Raw genomic sequence first — 21,911 nt, forward strand, 5'->3', positions numbered from 1 at the left:
AAATAACGGTGTGATTATTCAACTAAACCACGACGCTTTAATAGTGCGTCTGTAGTTGGTTTTTGACCACGGAACTCAATATAGCTTTGCATTAAGTCGCGGCTGTTACCTTTAGATAAAATCTCTTTACGGAAATTGTCACCATTTTCGCGTGTTAAACCACCTTCTTCAGTCATGTGTGCAAACGCATCTGCTGCGAATACTTCAGTCCAAAGATAAGCATAGTAACCCGCTGAGTAACCCCCAGCAAAAGTGTGGCTAAAGTAGCAAGACTTATAACGTGGTGGTACTGGGTAGTACGCGATACCGTGCTTGTCTAATGCATCATGTTCAAACTTTTGTACGTCTGTGATATCAGCATCAACACCAAATGAATGCCATTCCATATCAAGCAGTGCCGCCGCTAAGTACTCAGTTGTATCAAAGCCTTGGTTGAACTTTTGTGATTCAAGTACTTTCGCAAGTAACGCTTTTGGAATTGGTTCACCTGTTTTGTAGTGCTTGGCGTAGTTTGCAAGTACTGTCGGTTCTATATTCCAGTCTTCGTTTGCTTGTGAAGGGAATTCAACAAAGTCACGAGCAGTTGCTGTACCTGCTAAGCTGGGGTATTTAACATCAGAGAATAAACCGTGCGCAGCATGACCAAATTCATGGAACATCGTTGTTACTTCAGAGAAAGTCATGAGTGTAGGCTGACCTTCAGCTGGCTTAGGAATGTTCTGTGCATTGTAGATCACAGGCATCGTGTCTTTTAGACCGCTTTGGCTAACATAGGCACTCATCCACGCACCACCACGTTTACCTTCACGTGCATAAGGGTCCATGTAGAATAGGCCGATAGCGCTACCGTCTTCGTTAAATACTTCAAATACCATGACGTCTTCGTGATAAACCGGTAGGTCTTTACGCTCTTTAAAGGTAATGCCGTAAAGTTTATTCATCGCAAAGAATAGGCCGTCGTGGATCACTGACTGCATTTCAAAGTAAGGCTTAACTAAAGCTGGGTCTAAGTCGTACTTCTCTTGGCGAACTTTTTCAGCGTAAAACGCCCAGTCCCAAGGTTGAAGCGCAAACGTTTTACCTGATTTCTTGATTACTTGTTGAATTTGCTCTGCTTCTGCTTCTGCTTTAGCAACCGCTTTTGGCGCTAAGTCATCAAGAATACCGTAAACGTTATCAGTTGTTTGCGCCATACGTGTAGTCATTACATATGAAGCCCAATCTTTGTAGCCAAGTAATGCTGCTTTTTCTGCGCGCAACTTGGTTTCTTTGATGATGATAGGACCGTTTGTCGCTTGCGCACGTGTTGCCGATGTAGTCCAAATTTTTTCACGAAGCTTGCGGTTTTCAAGGCTTTGTAAGATAGGTTGGCGAGTCGTGTTCACGAGTGTGATCATGTAACCTTCTTTGCCTGCTTTTTCTGCAGCGGCCGCAAGGCTTGCGATTTCGCCTTCAGATAAACCCGCTAGCTCGCTTTTATCTTTAACTAAAATCACATCTTCTTTGAATGACTTTAAGATGTTTTGTGAAAACTCAGTTGAAAGCTTGGCAAGCTCTGCGTTGATTTCACGCATTTTTGCTTTTTCAGCTTCAGTTAGTTTTGCACCCGCATTAACAAACTTTTTGTAGTAATAATCAACAAGGCGTTGATCTTCAGCATTTAATGACGCTTTGTTGTCGTAAATGCTTTGTACGCGAGCAAATAATGCTTTGTTTAAGTAAATATCATCTGTGTGAGCAGACATAACGGGTGCCATTTTTGCGGCGATACGTTGGTACTCGTTGTCAGAGATTAAACCCGATAAATTAAAAAATGCTGCAGAAGTACGGTCTAGTAACTCACCCGATAATTCCATTGCAACAAGGGTATTTTCGAATGTTGCTGGTTCTGGGTTGTTTGCAATCTTTGCAATTTCAGCTTTTTGCTGAGCGATCCCTGCTTCAAACGCTGGCTCGTAGTCTTTGGTTGAAATTTTATCAAACTCAGGAGCCATATATTGTAAAGGGCTTGGCTTGAAAAGAACGTTTTCAACATTGGCTGTTTGTGTTTCAGCGGCAGTTTCAACTTGAGTTTGAGTGTCAGCTTGTTGCGAACTACAAGCAGATAATAAAAGCACACTAGCAATTGTAGTTGCTACTAAGGTCTTACGCATGAGAGCTCCAAAAAAGTGGATAAATCTTTTTTAACTTACCAAATTTTTGGCTAGAAACAATCAAGTTTGTCGTCTGAATGGGGAATTTGAACGCAAATAAAGCTGTTGAGGGATAAAAATGTGTAAAAAGCCATCAATTGTGTATCAATGGCTTGCTTAGTAATAAAGTGGCGCACACTGCCAATTTAAATCCTGCTGGTAATAAATCACCATAGGTTAGTTGTAACCCAATACAAATTTTTTCTCTGAGCCAAAGTTTTCTGGCATGGCGTTACCAAACTCTTTGTTAATTAAAGTCAGTGAGTGCTCTTGCTCAGTAAGTAAATTTAGGATTCGGTTACGATACTCTAAGCTTGATTCAAATAAGTTAAGATCAACCAAAGGTTGTAAAGTTGCAAGTTTTTGTGTGAGTGTCATTTGTGACATTGTGTTCTCCTCGTGCTATTCAAAGCCTGTGAAACCTCAAGCTCTCTTTATGTATATAGCAGTTATGGTCTAAAACAGTTAATAATTAGCGCATATTGCGCATAAAGAACTTAGTATTTACCAAGTTTTCACCTATTATGCCGTGCTAAACTTAGTCACAACTGAATCAAACTCATTTTTTACTAGGAATGTTAATTTATGACCCTTGCTGATCTGCAATCTGCATTATCGTTTGTATTGTTCACCTATAACGATGTGCAAATTACCGTACTTAAAGTAATTCAAGTGCCTTTGGTGCTGTTTTTAATGTGGTTTGTGGTCACCTGGATTGGTCGATTAATAAAAAAAGCATTACTGGCAAAAAACCTAGGCCCAGATACGGTTCATTTATTCACGCGTATTTACCTTGTAGTGACCATCGCTGTGCTTGTGTTTACTTCGCTTGAGGTACTCAACATTCCGCTAACAGCGTTTGCATTTGTGTCAGGTGCCATTGCTATCGGTGTTGGTTTTGGTGCGCAAAACATTATCAATAACTTTATTAGTGGTTGGATATTAATGTGGGAGCGTCCAATTCGAATTGGTGACTTTTTAGAAGTAGGTACAGCTAAAGGAGTGGTTGAGACAATTAATACCCGTTCAACGCGTATCCGTCGTAACGATGGTGTGCATATGCTGGTACCAAATAGCCAATTATTAGAAAATACCGTCACTAACTGGACCTTAATTGACCGTAATGCCCGCTCGTTTGTAAATGTTGGTGTTGCGTATGGCTCAGACGTTGTGCTTGTTGAGAAGCTGATGAAGCAAATTCTAGATGAGCATCCTGCTATTTTAAAAACACCTGCATCATCTGTGTTATTTGATGACTTTGCTGACAGCTCTTTAACTTTTAGTGCTATTTTCTGGGTGTGTGCTGAATCAGAAGCACCGCTTCGTCAAGTGCGCAGTGAGCTGCGTTTTAGCATTTATAAGGTATTTGCCGAAAATAACATTACTATTGCATTCCCACAGCGCGATATTCATATCGATGGTGAGATAGCTTTAACAAGGCGTAACAGCCAAAAATAAAAAAAGCGGCTAAGCCGCTTTTTTTATGCTTGTTCATTGAGCTTTTTCAGCTTTAAGGCAAGCAACACCATCATTATGCCAAATACGATGGCATAGGTTGCAACCAGCCACAGTAGAGTAATGATACCCGCGCCAGGGTTAAATATCAGATAACCACCAAAGATAATCGAAATAATACCGCTGCCAATCAATAGCCACTCATTAGTGATTTCTTTTCGTAGTTTACTGGCAATAACAATTTCAATAACCCCAATAGCAATGGCCCATGCGGCTATAAAGTAAAGCATTAATATGGCCGTTACATTCGGGGCGAATAGCGTAACAAAGGCTGCGGCAATCGAGATTAAACCACCCACTAATAGCATCCACCAAAGTGGATTTTCATTTTTTGAAGCAATAGCTAACCAAGTTCTAATGGCACCATCGACAAAAAAGTAAGCAGCAAATATAAACATCAGAATCGCTAATGAGGCTTCAGGGGCGAACCAACCACACAAGCCAAAAATGATGGCGATGGCACCGTGGATCATTAATGATGACCAATGGGGGATCAGTGAACTTGAGATTTGCATAATAGTATCCTTTGCTTAAGTCTCTCTATAACTAACATTTCAGCGCTTACTTGCAAAGATTTTTAATTATTTTTTGTACAGTTACACAAACCATGCTCTAATTTAATTAGATGATTTTTTCAGCATTAAAAAGTTTTTTCGGACAAGGAATTAAGTGTGAACAGTGGTACGACTAAGTTTTCATTGCAATTTAGCACGTTAGTAGTGTGTTTTTTACTGTTGTTTAATGCGCCTTTATGGGCAACAACCACCCCAGAAGTGACCGTTAAATCCTTAATTGATAAAGATAACAAGGAAGAGCAAGCGGAACAAAAGTCGGCCAAACAAGAACATGAAACGAATACATCTGCAGCAACAGAAAAGGTGCAGGAACCTCTCGAAGATGACTTACCCTATGATGCCTTTGACCGTATTACGCCTCGCAGCTCCATGCAAGGCTACTTAAAAGCAACCCGCGCTCGCGATTTTGAACGTGCCAGCCAATACCTTGATTACCGTAACTTACCAAAAGAAGTAGAGGCGCTTGGCAAAATTCAGCTTGCAGAAAACTTATCTGTGGTGCTGGACCGTACCTTATGGGTTGATGTTGATAGCTTGAGTAACAAGCCTAAAGGCAAACAAAAAGAAAGCGTACCTAGTTATCGTGATCTAGTTGGAGAAATCAGTACATCACAAGGTAAGGTACAAATTTTATTGCAAATCGTGCCGGATGATAAAACAGGTAATCGGATCTGGAAGATATCGAATGCAACGGTGAGTCAAATCCCTCTGCTCACCAAAGAGTATGGTTATAACCGAGTCGGTGAGTGGCTGTACGATAATCTGCCCGATATTGAGTTTTTAGGTGTGATGCTTTGGCAGTGGATATATTTTGCCTTCTCTTTTGTGTTGTTTTTGGCAATCGCGATTATTATTACCCGTTTAATTACGTTTATTCTTGCACACTTAAAAGTACCTGTAGAAAAAGATGTCATTGGTTTTATTAATGGCCCGATCAGCCTGTTGCTTGCAGTGCTTATGGCGCGCTCACTGAACGACCAATCTAATGTCACCATAGCAGTGATGGCGCTATTTCATGGTGCAACTGTATTATTAATTGCATGGGGTTGGATTTGTTTAAGGGCTGTCGATCTTGCCAAGCACAGATTAAGTCAGCGTTTTATCAAACAAGACAAGCCACAAGCAGTATTCTTATTACGACCTATAAGTAATGTAGCCAAAACCCTGATTGTCATTTCGTTGCTATTCATGTGGTTTGAAAACTTAGGCTTTAATGCCACTACTTTGTTGGCTGGTTTAGGTATTGGTGGCCTTGCAATTGCCCTTGCAGCGCAAAAAACCGTTGAGAATATCATTGCAGCAATCACCCTATATATTTCTGCACCAGTAAAAATAGGTAGCTTATGTAAGTTTGGCAGCCAGTTAGGCACGGTAGAAGAAATAGGGCTAAGAGCAACGCGAATTCGAACCCTTGATCGCTCGGTTATCTATGTGGCGAATGCAAAGTTTGTTGATATGCAGCTTGAGAATGTCTCGGAACGAGAGCGTATTTCTTATCGACCTAAATTGATGCTCAGTGCCAATACTAAGCAACAAAACCTAATGTCGTTTATGCAAGCCCTAAGAGAGCTTTTAGAACAACATAAGCACATCGCCTTTGAGCCTTGTCGTGTTCGCTTTAAAGGCTTCACACCTTGGGCTTTACAGGTGGATGTACTAAGCTACGTAGAGACTGTCGACTTTGCTTTTTATATGGAAGTAATCGAAGAGTTAAACTTAGCAATCTTAGGCTTATTAAATGAGCATGAATGTGAATTAGCTAACCCAGAATTCGCACGTGTGACTGATTAGTTGCTAAAAAAGGGGTAAATGAAAGCGGCTCTCATGTGTACATAATGTCTACACATTGTTGTAACTATATGAACAGGACATATGTCCGCTTTGATGAAAAATAATTGCATAAAATCTTCTAAATGCGGCGATGTTGCCGCTAATTGTTGTAAAAAATTTGTATGTTTCTAATTTTTAATGCAGTAAAAGTGTCATAAAGTGTTATAATCGTCAGCGTTCGTTCAGCCTCTTTATCTCGTTTTGCACTCTCGAACTAGAGGTCCGCGCAGCTTATTACAAGGCGCGAAAAATTGGCCGAGCCCGTCAAATGAATTGACGCAACATCATCACCGTTGAATAAGAGTGCATAAAAAAGGTTAAAACCCGACATGAAAGCAATGAAAAGATCTACGTTAGCAACACTTATCAATGCAACGTTGTTCTCTGCCGTAGCAGGTACTTCATTTTCAACTCTTGCTGCAGACGAAGCACCAGCAGCAAAAAGCAACCAACTAGAAGTTATTCAAATCACCGCTCGTAAACGTGTAGAAAACGCACAGGAAGTACCTGTAGCTGTATCTGCATTACAAGGTGACAGCTTAGATGCTTACAGCTCAGCTGGTATGGATATTCGTTTCATGAACGCGAAAATCCCTAGCTTATCAATCGAATCTTCGTTTGGTCGTTCTTTCCCACGCTTTTATGTTCGTGGTCTAGGTAACACTGACTTTGACCTAAATGCTTCTCAACCAGTTTCGCTAGTTGTAGATGAAGTTGTTCAAGAGAACGCAATCTTAAAAGGTTTCCCTGTATTTGACGTTGCACGTGTAGAAGTTCTACGTGGTCCACAAGGTACTTTGTTCGGTCGTAACACACCGGCTGGCCTTGTTAAATTTGATACAGTAAAACCATCACAAGAATTTGAAGGCTATGGCTCAGTATCTTACGGTAGCCGTGGCGCAGTTGATTTTGAAGGTGCTGTTGGCGGTGGCTTAACAGACCGTTTATCAACGCGTGTTTCTGTACTTTGGCAAGAAAAAGACGATTACATCGATAACCGTGCACCTGGTTTTGAACAAGACGACGTATTAGGTGGTTACACTGAAAAAGCGGCACGTGTTCAGTTCTTATATGAAGGTGACGATTTCACAGGTCTTTTCAACTACCACGTACGTGATATGGATGGTACGCCAATCGCATTCCGTGGTAACGCTATCAAAGCAGGCACAAACGATTTAGCTGATAACTACGAGCATGATGTGGTTTACCACGATGCTGCTTCTCGTGCGACACAGCAAGTTGAATCTCAAGGCGCAAGCTTAAAGCTTGAGTGGGATATCAACGATTTAACTCTTACGTCAATCTCTGCATGGGAAAGCGCTGAAATCTATTCTCGCGCTGACATCGACGGTGGTTACGGTGCAAGCTACTTACCAGACATGGGTCCAGGTTTTATCCCGTTCTACTCTGAAAGTGCTGACGGTATTCCAGATCAAGACCAATACACGCAAGAACTTCGTTTATCTAGCAACTATGCTGGCGACGTAAACTTCCAAGTAGGTGTTTTCTACTTTGACGAAGCGCTAACAATCGAAAACTTCAGCTACGACACTTATGGTTCAACGCCAGGTGAGTTAAACGGCTATGTTATCCAGCAACAAGATACTAAAGCATGGGCGGTATTCGGTTCATTAGATTACACAATCACTGACGACTTAAAAATCACTGCGGGTCTTCGTTACTCAGATGATGAGAAAGAGTTCTCAGCAGACCGTACTTTAAGTCCAATTGGTGGTAGTGCGTTATACCTTACAGAAAACCCAAGTGACGACCACGTTAGCTGGGATTTATCTGCTAACTACAAGATTAACGATGACGTAAACTGGTACGCACGTGTTGCTAACAGCTTCCGTGCACCAAGTATTCAAGGTCGTATCTTATTCGGTGACGAAGTAACTGTTGCTGAGTCTGAAACTGTGACGTCATTCGAAACAGGTATCAAATCAGACGTACTTGACGGCCAAGGTCGTGTAAATGCAACTGTGTTCTACTACACAATGGATGACCAACAATTAACAGCTGTAGGTGGTGGTGCAAACTTCAACCGTTTAGTTAATGCTGATAAGACAACTGGTTACGGTTTTGAGTTAGACACTGAGTGGGTATTAACTGACAACCTAAACGCTACATTTAACTTAAGCTACAACAACACTGAGCTTAAAGATAAAGACTTAGCCGTTGACGTATGTGCACAGTGTACTGTTACAAACTCATTAAACAGCGCAGGTCAAGCTGTTCTTGATGGTAACAGCCTACCGCACGCACCTGAGTGGATCTCAAACTTAACTTTACGTTATAGCCGCGAAGTTGCTGACGGTGAATTCTTCACTTACGCTGACGTGTCTTATCGTAGCGAAATCAACTACTTCTTATACGAGTCAGTTGAGTTTGAAGGCAAGCCATTAACTGAAGTAGGTCTACGTGCAGGTTATGCTTGGGCTGAAGGTGACTACGAATATGAAGTGTCAGCATTCGTACGTAACATGTTCGACGAGCAGCAATCAATCGGTGCTATCGACTTCAATAACAACACAGCAATGGTGAACGAAGAGCGTTACATCGGTGCTGAGTTCAAAGTAAGCTTCTTCTAAGCTGAAAGATAAGTACTATTAAAACCCGCTGTATAGCGGGTTTTTTCGTTTATAATCGCGTTGGTAACTGCTAAAGTGGCAGGATTAATTTAAGAGAAAGAGAATAGCTATGGCTGGATTTTGGAACTACCGTGTAATTTTTTGTGAAGCAACAAAAGATGAAGCAGCACAATATCAAATTCACGAAGTTGAATATAACTTAAATGGTAAAGTGACTAATTGGTCAGAAACCGGTGCCGCACCATTTGGTAATACAGTCGAAGAACTTGAAGCAGATGCAGATCGTTTAAAAACAGCGTTTTCTAAGCCGATTTTAAAAGTGGTAAGAAAGCAACGTGGCTACGAGCTGGTTGATGTTGAAACCGGCGAAGAAGCATTTGCTGAGCCACCTGCGGGTTTAACAGAATAATCATAATTAAAGGTGCCTTTGGCACCTTTTTTACTTTGAAGGAATGAGGATGACTTTAAAAGCAGTATTGTTTGATATGGATGGCACCTTGGTGGATTCTGAAAGTGTGCATTTTAATATTTGGAATGATTTATTAGCCCCTTTTGGCGTGCAATATGATGAAGCCACGTTTTGCCAACGCTTTTCTGGTAGACCCACCCTTGAAGCCGCTAAAGAGGTTGTTACAAATTATGGGCTTACTATCAGCCCAGAGCAGTTAACGGATGATAAGTACGGCGCGTTTGGGCGTTTTGTTAGTACTAATTTACCCGCCTACATGCCTCACGCAAAAGCAGTGCTAGAGCAAGTCAAAGCCAGTGGTTTAAAAATGGCATTAGTAACAGGCAGTGCAAAAGATGAAGCCTATCCTATTTTAAAAGGCTATGGCATTTTTGATTGGTTTGATTGTGTCGTTACTAAAGATGATGTTAACAACCCCAAACCTGCTGGCGATCCATACCAATTAGCGCTTGATACATTAAATATCATGGCTAATGAAGCCGTCGCAGTCGAAGATACTTTCACCGGTGTCACTGCTGCGAGTAATGCTGGAGTTGCTGTGTATGCGGTGCCGAATCATTTCACGTTAGAGCATGATTTTAGTAAAGCCTCAGGTGTGTTTGCTGATTTGAGCGAGTTTTTCAAATGGCTACAAACTAAACTATAATTAAGTGGCTATTCTAAGCAGTAATTGCCAACTCATACTCACACATTTGCAAGGAAGCAATGATGGTTATACTCACTCGCGCGCTGCTGTGCGCAATCACTTTATTTATCGGCTTTTCAGCCGAAGCACAACAAGCTCCTTCAGTCCTCTTAGCGAACGTTTATGAAGCCGAAAAGGTTAATGTAAGCGACTATTTAGTTAGTGAAAAATATGATGGCGTTCGGGCTATTTGGACGGGGAGTCAATTAGTAACCCGAAACGGTAACCCAATTTATGCACCTAAATGGTTTACCGCGCCGCTGCCAGGGGTTTGGCTTGATGGAGAACTTTGGACTAAGCGCCAAGACTTTGCCAACCTAAGCGGTATCGTTCGTAAAGTCACACCTGTAGAGTCTGAATGGCAAACCGTCAGTTACATGATATTTGATATGCCGGATGCCACAAAGCCGTTTAGTCAGCGCTATGAAAACTACTCAAGGTTAGTCAGTCAGCTTAACAGCGAGCATATTAAAGCCGTTGCGCAAAAGCACTTTAACGAGAACACGCAACTAAGCTTATTTATGGATGAGCTAATCGCACAAGGTGCTGAAGGTGTAATGCTGCATCTAGCCAGTGCTAAGCATAGTGCAGGGCGCAGTGATGCTCTTTTAAAATTAAAGCCCTACCTTGATGCCGAAGCGGTTGTGGTAGGTTACATCGCTGGAAAAGGAAAGTACAAAAATATGCTTGGTGCACTCAAAGTTCGAAACAGTGACGGGCTAGAATTTAAAATTGGTTCGGGATTTACCGATCAGCAAAGAACATCACCTCCCGCAATTGGAAGTACCATTACCTATAAATATCATGGTTTTACTAAAAATGGTTTGCCACGCTTTGCAAGCTTTTTACATGAAAGGCCATAGTGTCATTCAAAAATGGCTGCGACTGTGGTAAATTTCGCGGCCTTTTTATTGATGTATAGGTGTTAGAATGTTTGCAGGCTTTGATTACGGTAGCTCAAATTGTGCAATTGGTGTAATGGATAATGAGCAACAAGTGTCTTTAGTGCCCCTTGAGCAAGGCAAACAATATTTACCATCAACACTCTATACTCATCACAGTGCTTTAGTGGTTGATTTTGTAGCAAAACACCTTGCTGGCAGTCCATTTGAGCAGGATTTTAAAACTGAACGTCAAGCGCTTTTAAATACCATCCCTCGCATTAAATCCGATTTAGATATTCAAGCTGGTGATGACACCTTATTTATTGGGCGAGAAGCGATCAGTGAATACGTGCAATTTCCTGAAGAAGGTTACTTTGTAAAATCACCTAAATCATTTTTTGGCGCCGTGGGCTTAAAGCAAGGGCAAATTAACTTCTTCGAAGACATTGCGACGGCGATGATCTTAAAAATAAAACAACGCGCCGAGCATTCACTGCATGAGTCATTAACCGAAACGGTAATTGGGCGACCGGTAAACTTTCAATCAGTCGGTGGTGAAGAGTCTAATCAACAAGCGCTCGGCATATTAGAGCGAGCGGCAAAGCGTGCAGGCTTTAAAGAGGTCTCATTTTTGTATGAGCCATTAGCGGCGGGAATTGATTATGAAACCTCATTACAGCAAGACCAAAAAGTGTTAGTTGTCGATATTGGCGGGGGTACTAGCGATTGCTCATTTGTACAAATGGGGCCGAGCTTCCGTGCAAAACAGTGCCGTGACAATGACTTTTTAGCCCACAGTGGTAAGCGTGTGGGAGGGAATGATTTAGATATTGCGCTGAGCTTTCATGGTTTAATGCCATTGCTTGGTTTAGGCACAGAGTTTAAATCGGGTCTTCCACTTCCGAATCAACCGTTTTGGCAAGCGTGTAAAATCAATGATGTGAACCTACAAAGCCAGTTTTATAGTGATGCTCATCATCGAGAGTTATTGACCCAGCTGCGTGAAGTTAAAGAGCCAGGACTATTTAAACGCTTAATTCAATTGCAGCAAAATAAGCAAGGTCACCAATTAGTGCAGCAAGGTGAAGCGGCAAAAATTGCATTGTCGTCAGCGAATGAATTTACTACTGATTTGCATTTCTTAGATTCAGAACTAACACAGTGTTTAACGTTGAAAGATTTAGCCTTAGCTGTTGATGACTCGATAAGCCAGATAGTGGGCTTAGCGAAACAAGCGATTAAAGAGGCAGGCACAACGCCAGATGTCATTTACTTAACGGGTGGTAGTGCGCAATCACCGCTTATCAAGGCTGCGTTACAGGCCCATTTAGGGGATATTACTATGCTGAACGGGGACCACTTTGGAAGTGTAACTGCTGGCTTAACTAAGTGGGCGCATAAGCTTTATAGCTAATCGCCCCCACTTTGAGATACTGACTTTAAGAATTAAAGAGTCACTTGGCGCGTTGCGAGGTATTTTTCATAATCTGGTAACGTGCGGCAAAGCGTCGTTTCCATCATAGGTGAGCTTAATAGCATATCAGCACTGACTTCATTACAAGCAACAGGAATATTCCAAACCGCAGCTAAACGTAGTAATGCCTTTACATCAGGGTCGTGTGGCTGCGATGCAAGTGGATCCCAGAAAAATACTAACATGTGCACTTCATGTTCAGCAATTTTAGCACCGAGTTGCTGATCGCCACCCATAGGGCCGCTTAGCAGCTTAATCACTTCAAGCCCTGTAGTACGCTCGATTAAATGACCGGTTGTACCCGTACCATACAGCGTGTGCTTGCTTAAAATAGCTTGATGCTTTTCACACCACGTCTGAAGAGCTGCTTTTTTGCCATCATGGGCTACGAGGGCAATATTCTTTTTGGCTGGTAAGGCTTGTTGTTTTTGTTCCATAAGTGCTCTTATATCAATAGGTTAATTGCTAATGCAATAAACACCAGTCCCGTGATCCGATCAATCCAAATTTGGGTTTGTGGGTGATCACGAAAATAACTGGCTATCTTATCGCCGAAATAAATATACGTGCAGTCGATTGGAAAAGCAAAAAGCGGGTAAAGTAAGCCAAAAAAAGCGAGTTGAAAGGTCGTTGAAGACAAGCTCGGATCGACGAACTGCGGAATAAATGCAATAAAGAATAGCGCGACTTTTGGATTAAGTACCTCGGTCATCATTGCTTGAAACATCACATTTTGCTTTTTACTGGTACTTACATGAGGCTTTTCATCACAGTCAGGTTCAGGCTGTGTGAAGGTGTCTTTTAAGGTCATTATGCCTAAATAGCACAGGTACGCTGCACCTAAATACTGAACTGTGGTATACGCGACTGTGGATGCTTTTAAAATAGCAGTTAAACCCACCACCGCAAAAAAAGTATGGACCACACCACCTAGGGCAAAACCAAATGCACTTTGCATTCCTGCTTTACGGCCATTGGCAAAGGTTTGTGCCATTAAAAATGCATTAGAAGGGCCGGGAGCCACGGCAATTAAAAAACTGGCGCCTAAAAACGACAGCAACGATTCTGGATTGATCATCGGCACAAAGATAAAAAGCTAGGTAGTTGATTTTAACAAGCTTCTAGAAAAAGAAAAAGCGGGCAATCAATGCCCGCTGATTTGGGTTGGGGAAAGTATTAGAATGTCACTGAGCTGTTGTTTGAACAAACAGTTGTGCTTTGTGCTTCACATACTTGGTAAGTGTAAGTGCCACCACCTTTCGTTGTGATAGTGTCAGTATAGCTGTTAGTGTTTGCCACTGAGCCTACTTTGCTACCATTACGGTACACATCAACAGTGCTTGTAGCAGCGCCACTCCAGCTTAAATCAACATACGCAGTGCCTTTTGATTTATAACCTGAAGTAGAAAGGCTAATGTCATCGCTACCCGGTGTTGTGCCGCCGCCATTATCGCCACCACCTGCACAGCCATTGGCTGTTAGGTATGCATCTGCATCAGCTGCTTTAACAATACCGTAACCGAAGTAAACATCGTGACCAGAAGCACCTTGGTCTTGTGCTGTCGCTTTTAACGCATCACGAATTTCTGTACCTGTACACTCAGGATGGTTTGACCAAACTAGCGCCGCGATACCTGAAACAGCAGGCGTTGCCATTGATGTACCGCTCATGAAACCATAATCACTGGTACCAATTGCGATATCAATTGTTGTACTTGAAAGTAGAGCTGAGCGGTCTTCAAGTGCCGCACCGACAGCAGGAATTGTTGTATCGTTAGTATCGCCTAATGTAGCGTATAGCATACCTGCTTCGTTATTGATGATAACAGCGCCGATACCGCCTGAGTTCTCGCAGTTATTTACTTTGTCGTAGAACGAGATATTACCACGGTCAATCATACAAATTTTGCCCGTCGCGCCAGAATCAACACTTTCAGCAGTACCCATGTAATACGCCGTGCCTGATGCATTACCCGCGTTTTCCATTGATGAAGTAGCAAAGCCTGTGCCATCAGCTGCTAAGCTAGCTGACGTTGCCATACCTGCTGGGTAAGTCGAAAGTGTATCAACACCGCCTGCTGTTACTTCAACACAGATAGTTTCATCGGTAGTTACACGTTTACCACGACCCGTTGTACAGCTAGGGAATTGCGAAAAATCTGCAATTTGGTTGTTCGCATCATTTGCACCAACCATCATGACTGAAGAATAACCTGCAGGGTATGAGCGCACGCTGTTACCATCGTTACCCGCTGCAGCAACCACTAAACCGCCGGCGTTAGTAAAATTAGCAAACGCGTTAGATTCGGTGCTATTTGAACCACCGCCACCTAGGCTCATGCTGATAATATTTGCACCAGCTTGAGAGCATAAGTCCGTCGCGTGTGCTAAATCTGAAGAATAACCCCAGCCTTCAGCATTAAATACTTTGATGATGTGCATTGCCACACCCGGTGCCATACCAACCACACCAACATTGTTGTCTGCCGCACCAATTGTACCTGCTACGTGAGTACCGTGTGGGCCACCATTGTCGTACCAGTTGCCAGTGCCACTGTCGTTATCACCTGTGATATTACCCCAAACGAAATCAGGGTTTGTTGCATCTAGACCTGAGTCAATTACACAGACTTTCATGCCAGCGTTCGCATCGAAGGTAACTTGATCTGCTTGTGATTGATAAACTGCATACGGCGTTAATTGTTGCTGCATTGCATTACCGGCGTCATCGTTATACAGCGCCATTGGTACACGCTTTTGATCTTCTTCAATTAGTTTAATATGAGGGTTGTTCAGTAAGCCTTTTACACTTGCAAGATCATAACCTGTAAATTGCGTCGCGATAAAGCCATTACCATCAACTTTAATATCACCACCGAGTTTTTTAGCGAGTGCTTTAACTACGCCTTTATTGTTGTTGTCTACTTGGATGATGTAACGATCGTTTGCTGCATTTGCAGTTCCTGCAGCACATAGTCCACTTATGATAAGTGCTAATGCTAATTTATTCTTTTTCATAATTCGTATCCCAAACATGTTGTTGAGTTAACTAAATGTTAAAGTGAGTAAACAATAGTTTAATGGCGCTATAGGTACAAGCAAAATAATCCACAAAACTGGAACAAATTATTCTAGAAAGATACTTTTTATAACGGTAGGAAATAACAGGATGTCTAAACGGGTAAATAGAGTATAACGATTCTCATTTACCCGTCATGACGAAAAGTATGATAAAACTTTTTTATGACAAGTGCTTATGTTTGAACAATAAGTAGGTAAATGGGATGAGCATTAAAAAGTGCACGCCAATTAATACCGGGGTAGTCAAATTTAAGAATTGCGTTATAAACACTAATAAGCTTGCACCACTCATTTGCATCAAACCAATAAGTGCGGAAGCGGTGCCAGCTTGTTTAGGAAATAAACTTAATGCACGGCCTGCTGATGAGCCAAGTGTCAGTGCAAAACCAAACGCAGCAATAAACATCGGAAACATCAACGCAAGCGCAGTACGTTGTTGGCTAAAGGCCAACATTAAGGCACCTGCGATTACAAGTAACAAGAGTCCTGCTTTTAACGCGCGTTTTGGTTGGCGTTTGATGTACAGTGGCATAATAAAGCTAGCGACAATGCTCAATACTGCATTACAGGTAAACCAGAAAGTAAAGTCGGTCACACTGCCACCTAATTCAGTAATAAGCCAGCCTGGCGCTAGCGTAACGAAGACTAAAATAGCCGACATAGTTACCAAGCAAATTAAGCTATGGAATAAAAACAATGGCGTGCTGATGATTGGCATAAAACGGCGTAGGTCAAGAATATGACCACTATAGACGCTATCGGCAGGGCGGGTTTCTTTGTACATTAACAAGGTTATGAATAAACCGATAAGTGCAAATGCTGCCATGAATAAAAAGTTCATGCGCCAACCAAACTGCACTGTGAGCCAAGCTCCTAAAATTGGCGCTAGGGCAGGGATAAAGCAGACGATACCATTGAGATAAGTAATAATTTGACCGCCGCGTTCACTACCAAATCGATCTCTTACAATCGCAAACGCCACGACAAACGTGGCACAGGCGCCCAAACCTTGCAGTGCTCTTGCCATCATCAGGCTTGCAAAATCAGGTGCCAGATACGCCCCAAAAGCCGCTAAACCATAAATTGTCACACCGGTAATTGCCACTGGCTTACGACCAAACTTATCTGCTAATGGCCCTGCAATGAGCTGTCCAAGCCCAACGGTAAGCATAAAAATAGCGACGGTTTGCTGAATTTGCTTTTCTGAAGCGTGAAATTGTTCTGCAATGGTAGGAAATGCGGGTAAGTAAATATCAATTGCTAACGGGCTAAAAATAACCAGAAGGCCAAGAATAAATAGTAAGCTGAGGTTTTTGTGCTGGCGTGACTGCATTCGCTCTCCTTTAAAACGGTATTTTATGTGGCCCTAAAGGAAAAGAAAAGCGTTCAGGTTGCTAAAAGTGAAATATACCCAAACCACCTCAAGGTGCGAGTTTCAGTTGGAATTAAAAGCGATTTAGGCAAGGCATTGATTGCAAGTAATAGTGGTTCTATTGTTAAAATCAATAACGCAGTATAAATCGCTTTTAAACCAACCCTTTGGGCGCTTCACAGGCACTTACTCTCATCGTTGTTACTTTTTAAAAGGGACTGCCATTGTTGCAAAGTAACGCCTTGATATTAAGCACCTGTGAAACGCTGAATTCTGCATCTTGAGGAGGCTTGGGTATACTTACGTAATCATTAAAACTGCTTACAAAAACTTTCCATTTCGCTATCTGGTCTGATGTGTTAGTTTTTTATCTCACATCATAAAAATAATGGATAAACGTCGTGAGCTCACCATCATCATTATTAAAAATTTGGACGAAATGTCAGTCACTGCCAAAGGGTAACTGGTTGTTTAGTAAAGCCGTGTGTTTTAAAGCCCCTTACTTTGGGTCAATAAAGCCATTGATCACACATTTAACTGCTGGGCATTGCAGTGCAACCGTTAAAAACCGCCGAGCAATCCACAATCATATAGGGACTATTCATGCAATTGCACAGTGTAATGTCGCTGAGTTATGTGCAGGTTTAATGGTTGATGCCACTGTGCCGGCAAAAACGCACCGTTGGATCCCAAAAGGCATGACCGTGAGTTATTTAGCGAAAATTGACACGGATATGCGTGCTGTTGCAGAAATAGAAGTGCCGAGTGAGTGGTTAGAAAAGCAGGACTTGCTAGTACCCGTCAAGGTTTATAATAGCCGCGATGAACTTGTTTTCACCGCGGATATCACAATGTATGTAACCGCTAAAAAACGTTAAGACTTATCAGCGGCTTGTTTGTTAACAAACGACAAGTCGTTGTCGTCATCAGCCAGTAATGAAGAACTTGTTTGTTCTTCAGGCTTAATTGGCGCCACATTATCTTCTTCGTGACGATGTTTTAAATTACCTTCAATGATTGCGCCGGCTTCGATGCTCAGTGTGTCATGAAAAACATCACCATGAACTTGTGCTGTGCTTTCAATCGTCACTTTATTGGCAATCAGTGAACCGATAATTTTACCTTTGACGATAACACTATCAGCCTCAATGACACCTTCAATCATGCCTGTGTGGCCAATCACTAAATGTTTAACACGTAAATCGCCTTCGATGCGCCCATCAAGCTGAACTTCACCTTGGCTGCTGAGGCCGCCAGTTAAACGAACGTCTTCAGAAATAATAGAAGGAGTGTGGTTGGTTCTTTTTAAAGATGAGCCAGACGAGCTAGCTGCTGATTGTTTTTTTACCGAACACGAGAAAGCGCCTTTGTTATTTTAACCGGGTTGACATGTTTGCCATTCACTAAAACTTCGTAATGTAGGTGAGTGCTGGTACTACGGCCAGTACTACCCATTAAACCAATGACATCGTCTTTAGTCACTGTTTGGCCTTTTTTAACCTTAATTTTATTAAGATGACCAAAGCGAGTAACGAAGCCATTTTTGTGTTGTAGTTCGATAAAGTTGCCATAGCCGCCATTACGACCAGCACGTAAAACGGTGCCATCAGCGGGAGCAAAAATCTCGGTTTTATGCCAACCTGCTAAATCAACGCCTTTGTGAAAAGCACGGCGGCCATTCATAGGATCTTTTCGAAGACCATAACTACTTGAAATGTAGTAATCGGCAGCAGGAAGTGTTTGTGGTAATTCGCTGAGTAAGTTTTCAAGGTTATTTAATGCCAGCAATTTGTCGGCAATCGCTAAAAACTCAGCGGGAATTTTTGATTCGTCAAATAAATCTAATGGACCACCTTGTGCCGTTTCGCTACCGTCTAAAACAGAACCGTCAGCAAGGCTACTATCAAGGCCTGCACCTTCTAACATGGCAACAATTTCTTGGTGACGAAGCTTAATTTGCTCATCTAATACAATAAAACTGTTGTTATAAGCAGCATCAAGACGCGCTAAGCGCTCAGAAATACTCTCTAAGCGTTTTACTTGTTTAGGTTGCTGTTCATCTTCTAAAGGTGCGTGAAACTCTTCAGCGTGCTCCTGAACAGGCAAAAGTAATGGCTCTGCGTCGGTTGGCAGTGCAGGTTTGTTCATTGATTCTGGAAGCGATTCAATCATGCTTTGCAATAGCGCTTGTTTTTGTTCAAGGACTGCCAATTGCTCTAGCTGTTTTTCATAAACAGCTTGTTGCTGATAATGCTGTTTTTGCCATTCTTGTTGTTTTGTTAGCTGAGTTTGTTCGATGCTAGTGATCTTGTCAGCTTGAGAAATGATTTGCAGTGTCGAAATACTTAACCAAACAAGAGCGGTTAAAATGACTAGTAAGGTCGTTAATTGCACCCAAGGGGCTAATACTAAGTGTTTTACTTCGCCATTTTGACGGATCAACAGCTGACGAGCTGGAAAAAACGTGCGATAAAAAGACTTAAGTTTAACTAACATGGCGTACAAAATTTGACTAATAACCGAGCTAAGATAGCAATCTCATTTAAAAAAGCCAGCAAAAAATTGTAACTCAACTGAAAAAAATGCAAAAAAAGGGCAAAAAATGCCCTTAATCGTTGTTCTGGAAATAAAAATAGCGAGTTATTTTTATTTGGCAGGTAATACTGTACCTTCGACTGAACCAAAACCAATGCGTGCAAAACCGTCTTTTTCACACCAACCACGCATGATTACGTTGTCGCCGTCTTCTAAGAAAGTACGTTGTTCGCCATTAGCTAGCGTGATCTTTTCTTTACCACCGCGAGAAAGTTCTAATAATGAACCCGCTTCTTCGTGCTCAGGGCCCGATTGCGTACCTGAACCTAACATGTCGCCTGGTTGGAAGTTACAGCCATTTACAGTGTGGTGAGTGACCATTTGCGCAACGGTCCAGTAAGAGTGCTTGAAGCTTGATTTAGATACTTGTGTTGGTGCTTCGCCAGCTGCACGCATCTTTTCTGTTTCGATTTGTACATCCATTTTGATATCGAATGCACCAAACTCACGGTTATGAGCTGACTCTAAATAGTCCATTGGTTGTGGATCGTTTTCGTCACGTGTCCAGTTTGTTCTAAATGGTGCCAGAGCTTCTGTTGTAACAATCCAAGGAGATACAGTCGAAGCGAAGTTCTTCGCAAGGAATGGACCAAGCGGTTGGTATTCCCATGCTTGTAAGTCACGTGCAGACCAGTCATTAAATACACAGAAACCAAATACGTGGTTTTCAGCATTTTCAATGGCAATCGCATCGCCTAATTCATTACCTTTACCAAGGTAAATACCTAACTCAAGTTCGTAGTCTAGGCGTTTACAAGGGCCGAATGAAGGGACTTCTGCATCTGGCGCTTTAGTTTGACCGTTAGGGCGGTGGAACGTTTGACCAGAAACATCAATTGACGAAGAGCGGCCGTGATAACCGATTGGTACCCATTTGTAGTTAGGTAGAAGTGGGTTATCTGGGCGGAACAAACTACCTACCGCTGTTGCGTGGTAAATAGACGTATAAAAGTCAGTGTAATCACCAATACGACATGGCAGCGCAAATTCGATGTCTGCTTGAGCGATAAGCGCTTCGCTTAATTGTGCTTGCTCACTGGCACCTTCACGGAGTGCTTTTGATAGAGCAAGACGAAGTGCAGACCAATACTGCTGACCAAGACCCATAAATTCATTTAATGTAGCTTGGCTTGCGGCTTTAACGGCAACCTGTGCATCACCAGAGAATAAACCAAGTTCATTTACTTTCGCTAAATCGATAACTTGATCACCAATTGCTACAGCGCCACGGAACGCTTCGTCTGAATTTTTACGACGTACTTCTGCAAAAGGAAGGTTTTGAATTGGGAAGTCACAGTTCGCTTCGTTAGCAGATGCAACCCAGCTTTTTAGATTAATATCGTGGGTTTCGTTAATTAGGCTCATACTCTTTCCTTATTTGTTCGCGCTGATTTATTAGTTATCTATATGGAGGCAATCAACGCAATTTAAACAGTTAGTTTAAAACAGAATTTAAAACGACAAAAAGCAGCGTGTGAATTTACCCAAACCACACGCTGCTTTTTATTCATCATGATGAACTAGATTACACCACGACGCTCTTGATCACGTTCGATTGATTCGAAAAGGGCTTGGAAGTTACCTTCACCGAAACCGCCGTCATCTACACGTTGGATCATCTCGATAAAGATAGGACCGAATAGGTTCTTCGAGAAGATTTGTAGTAGGTAACAATTTTCGCTTTGGCTATCTACTAGGATTTGATGCTCACGGATCTTCTCTTTATCTTCTTTAACCCAAGGCACACGGTCAAAAATAGTGTCGTAGTACTCAGGGATGATATCAAGCGTGGCAATCGTTGATTGGTCAAGCTTATCAAGTGAGCTTACTAGGTCATTGGTAAGGAATGCTAAATGCTGTACACCTGGACCATTGTACTCATTTAAGTACTCATCGATTTGGTTGTTGTTGTTATCTTTACCTTCGTTGATTGGAATCGAGAAAGTACCGCACGGAGATTTAAGTGCGTAAGATAATAACGCTGTTTTTTGACCTTTAATGTCGAAGTAACGAACTTCAGTAAAACCAAATACGTCTTTATAGAAGTTAGCCCATGTTTCCATCGTGCCTTTATAAACGTTATTGGTTAAATGGTCGATACGGATGAAGCCTTTGTCTTCAACAATGTTTTGCTCGCTTAAATCTTCAAAATCTGACTCATAGATAGAACCTTTGTCGCCAAATTGCTCGATGAAATAGATTAAGCTGTCGCCAATACCGTAAATAGCAGGGTAAGGTAGATCTTTATGTGTTGAATCTGTCGCAGGTTTTGCACCGCGCTCAACAGCAACCTCGAATGCTTTTTGCGCATTCTCTACACGCCAACCCATAGAACAAATTGCTGGGCCGTGGCTTTTAGCAAATTCAGCAGAGAAACCATCACGCTCATTGTTTAGTAAGAAATGAATGTCATGTTGGTTATAGTAAACGATGTCTTTACCTTTGAATTTTTTTAGCTTTGAGAAGCCAAAATCAGTAAACACTTTGTCCATGTAATCTGCATCAGGTGTTGCGTATTCAGTGAATTCAATGCCCACTAGGCCTAACGGATTATTTACTTCGCTCATTGTCATTACTCCCGCAATTATAAGCACTGCGCTAAAAAAGAATTATTGTTCTGTAATGAGCGGATGATTAACCAGAAACTT

Annotated in this window: 19 protein-coding genes; 8 read left to right on the plus strand and 11 right to left on the minus strand. The window is 42.0% G+C overall.

Features of this window, described 5'->3' with window-relative positions; translation table 11 throughout:
• Positions 1-14: 14 nt before the first annotated feature.
• Together P4S60_RS04590 and P4S60_RS04595 are read right to left on the minus strand one after the other, a co-directional pair.
• Positions 15-2,153 carry a M3 family metallopeptidase gene (locus tag P4S60_RS04590; protein WP_337115176.1) on the minus strand — a complete coding sequence of 713 codons (2,139 nt, stop codon included), beginning with the start codon at positions 2,151-2,153 and terminating at the stop codon, positions 15-17.
• 216 nt (positions 2,154-2,369) lie between these two features.
• Complete coding sequence (locus P4S60_RS04595) at positions 2,370-2,579, minus strand: hypothetical protein (RefSeq protein ID WP_337115177.1); 210 nt, start codon at positions 2,577-2,579, stop codon at positions 2,370-2,372.
• 198 nt (positions 2,580-2,777) lie between these two features.
• On the opposite strand from P4S60_RS04595, the gene P4S60_RS04600 reads away from it, so the two are divergent.
• Positions 2,778-3,650, plus strand: coding sequence for a mechanosensitive ion channel family protein (locus P4S60_RS04600; RefSeq protein WP_063700282.1), 873 nt, complete (start codon positions 2,778-2,780; stop codon positions 3,648-3,650).
• A gap of 23 nt (positions 3,651-3,673) precedes the next feature.
• Here the strand turns inward: P4S60_RS04600 and P4S60_RS04605 are convergent, their stop codons facing one another.
• Positions 3,674-4,222, minus strand: coding sequence for an HdeD family acid-resistance protein (locus P4S60_RS04605; RefSeq protein ID WP_188726699.1), 549 nt, complete (start codon positions 4,220-4,222; stop codon positions 3,674-3,676).
• 156 nt (positions 4,223-4,378) lie between these two features.
• Between P4S60_RS04605 and P4S60_RS04610 the strand changes: the two genes are divergently transcribed.
• The 6 genes from P4S60_RS04610 to yegD all read left to right on the plus strand — a co-directional run bounded on the left by P4S60_RS04610 (position 4,379) and on the right by yegD (position 12,155).
• Positions 4,379-6,073 carry a mechanosensitive ion channel family protein gene (locus P4S60_RS04610; protein WP_337115178.1) on the plus strand — a complete coding sequence of 565 codons (1,695 nt, stop codon included), beginning with the start codon at positions 4,379-4,381 and terminating at the stop codon, positions 6,071-6,073.
• A gap of 368 nt (positions 6,074-6,441) precedes the next feature.
• Positions 6,442-8,703, plus strand: a complete 2,262-nt coding sequence (locus tag P4S60_RS04615; RefSeq protein WP_063700278.1) for a TonB-dependent receptor — start codon at positions 6,442-6,444, stop codon at positions 8,701-8,703.
• Positions 8,704-8,812: 109 nt separating this feature from the next.
• On the plus strand, positions 8,813-9,112 hold the full coding sequence (locus P4S60_RS04620) for a hypothetical protein (protein ID WP_054551791.1): 300 nt from the start codon (positions 8,813-8,815) through the stop codon (positions 9,110-9,112).
• A gap of 49 nt (positions 9,113-9,161) precedes the next feature.
• Complete coding sequence (locus P4S60_RS04625; protein ID WP_337115180.1) at positions 9,162-9,818, plus strand: HAD family hydrolase; 657 nt, start codon at positions 9,162-9,164, stop codon at positions 9,816-9,818.
• Between the two features lie 62 nt (positions 9,819-9,880).
• Positions 9,881-10,720, plus strand: a complete 840-nt coding sequence (locus P4S60_RS04630; RefSeq protein WP_337116823.1) for a DNA ligase — start codon at positions 9,881-9,883, stop codon at positions 10,718-10,720.
• Between the two features lie 67 nt (positions 10,721-10,787).
• Positions 10,788-12,155 (plus strand): molecular chaperone, encoded by a 1,368-nt coding sequence (yegD, locus tag P4S60_RS04635; protein WP_337115181.1) that lies wholly within the window; start codon positions 10,788-10,790, stop codon positions 12,153-12,155.
• 32 nt (positions 12,156-12,187) lie between these two features.
• On the opposite strand, the gene P4S60_RS04640 is transcribed toward yegD, so the two are convergent.
• The 4 genes from P4S60_RS04640 to P4S60_RS04655 form a co-directional block, all read right to left on the minus strand.
• Positions 12,188-12,652 carry a methylglyoxal synthase gene (locus P4S60_RS04640; protein WP_337115182.1) on the minus strand — a complete coding sequence of 155 codons (465 nt, stop codon included), beginning with the start codon at positions 12,650-12,652 and terminating at the stop codon, positions 12,188-12,190.
• Positions 12,653-12,660: 8 nt separating this feature from the next.
• Positions 12,661-13,293, minus strand: a complete 633-nt coding sequence (locus P4S60_RS04645) for a LysE family translocator (protein ID WP_063700271.1) — start codon at positions 13,291-13,293, stop codon at positions 12,661-12,663.
• A gap of 98 nt (positions 13,294-13,391) precedes the next feature.
• Complete coding sequence (locus P4S60_RS04650; protein WP_337115184.1) at positions 13,392-15,233, minus strand: S8 family serine peptidase; 1,842 nt, start codon at positions 15,231-15,233, stop codon at positions 13,392-13,394.
• Between the two features lie 223 nt (positions 15,234-15,456).
• Complete coding sequence (locus P4S60_RS04655; protein WP_337115185.1) at positions 15,457-16,629, minus strand: multidrug effflux MFS transporter; 1,173 nt, start codon at positions 16,627-16,629, stop codon at positions 15,457-15,459.
• 440 nt (positions 16,630-17,069) lie between these two features.
• Here P4S60_RS04655 and P4S60_RS04660 point away from each other — a divergent pair, with 440 nt between their 5' ends.
• Complete coding sequence (locus tag P4S60_RS04660) at positions 17,070-17,546, plus strand: hotdog fold domain-containing protein (protein WP_063700265.1); 477 nt, start codon at positions 17,070-17,072, stop codon at positions 17,544-17,546.
• On the opposite strand, the gene P4S60_RS04665 is transcribed toward P4S60_RS04660, so the two are convergent.
• From P4S60_RS04665 to hppD, 4 genes are all read right to left on the minus strand, one after another.
• The gene (locus tag P4S60_RS04665; RefSeq protein ID WP_337116824.1) at positions 17,543-17,950 is read right to left on the minus strand and encodes a bactofilin family protein; all 408 of its coding nucleotides are present in this window, start codon (positions 17,948-17,950) and stop codon (positions 17,543-17,545) included. The two genes, P4S60_RS04660 and P4S60_RS04665, sit on opposite strands and share 4 nt — an antisense overlap.
• Positions 17,951-18,012: 62 nt before the next feature.
• Positions 18,013-19,164 carry a M23 family metallopeptidase gene (locus tag P4S60_RS04670; RefSeq protein ID WP_337115186.1) on the minus strand — a complete coding sequence of 384 codons (1,152 nt, stop codon included), beginning with the start codon at positions 19,162-19,164 and terminating at the stop codon, positions 18,013-18,015.
• Positions 19,165-19,314: 150 nt separating this feature from the next.
• Positions 19,315-20,628, minus strand: a complete 1,314-nt coding sequence (gene fahA / locus P4S60_RS04675) for a fumarylacetoacetase (protein WP_063700260.1) — start codon at positions 20,626-20,628, stop codon at positions 19,315-19,317.
• 155 nt (positions 20,629-20,783) lie between these two features.
• Positions 20,784-21,830, minus strand: a complete 1,047-nt coding sequence (gene hppD, locus P4S60_RS04680) for a 4-hydroxyphenylpyruvate dioxygenase (protein WP_337115187.1) — start codon at positions 21,828-21,830, stop codon at positions 20,784-20,786.
• Positions 21,831-21,911: the final 81 nt, after the last annotated feature.

The sequence above is a fragment of the Pseudoalteromonas sp. Hal040 genome (assembly GCF_037162425.1).
In the GTDB taxonomy this organism is placed as follows: Bacteria; Pseudomonadota; Gammaproteobacteria; order Enterobacterales; family Alteromonadaceae; genus Pseudoalteromonas; species Pseudoalteromonas gelatinilytica.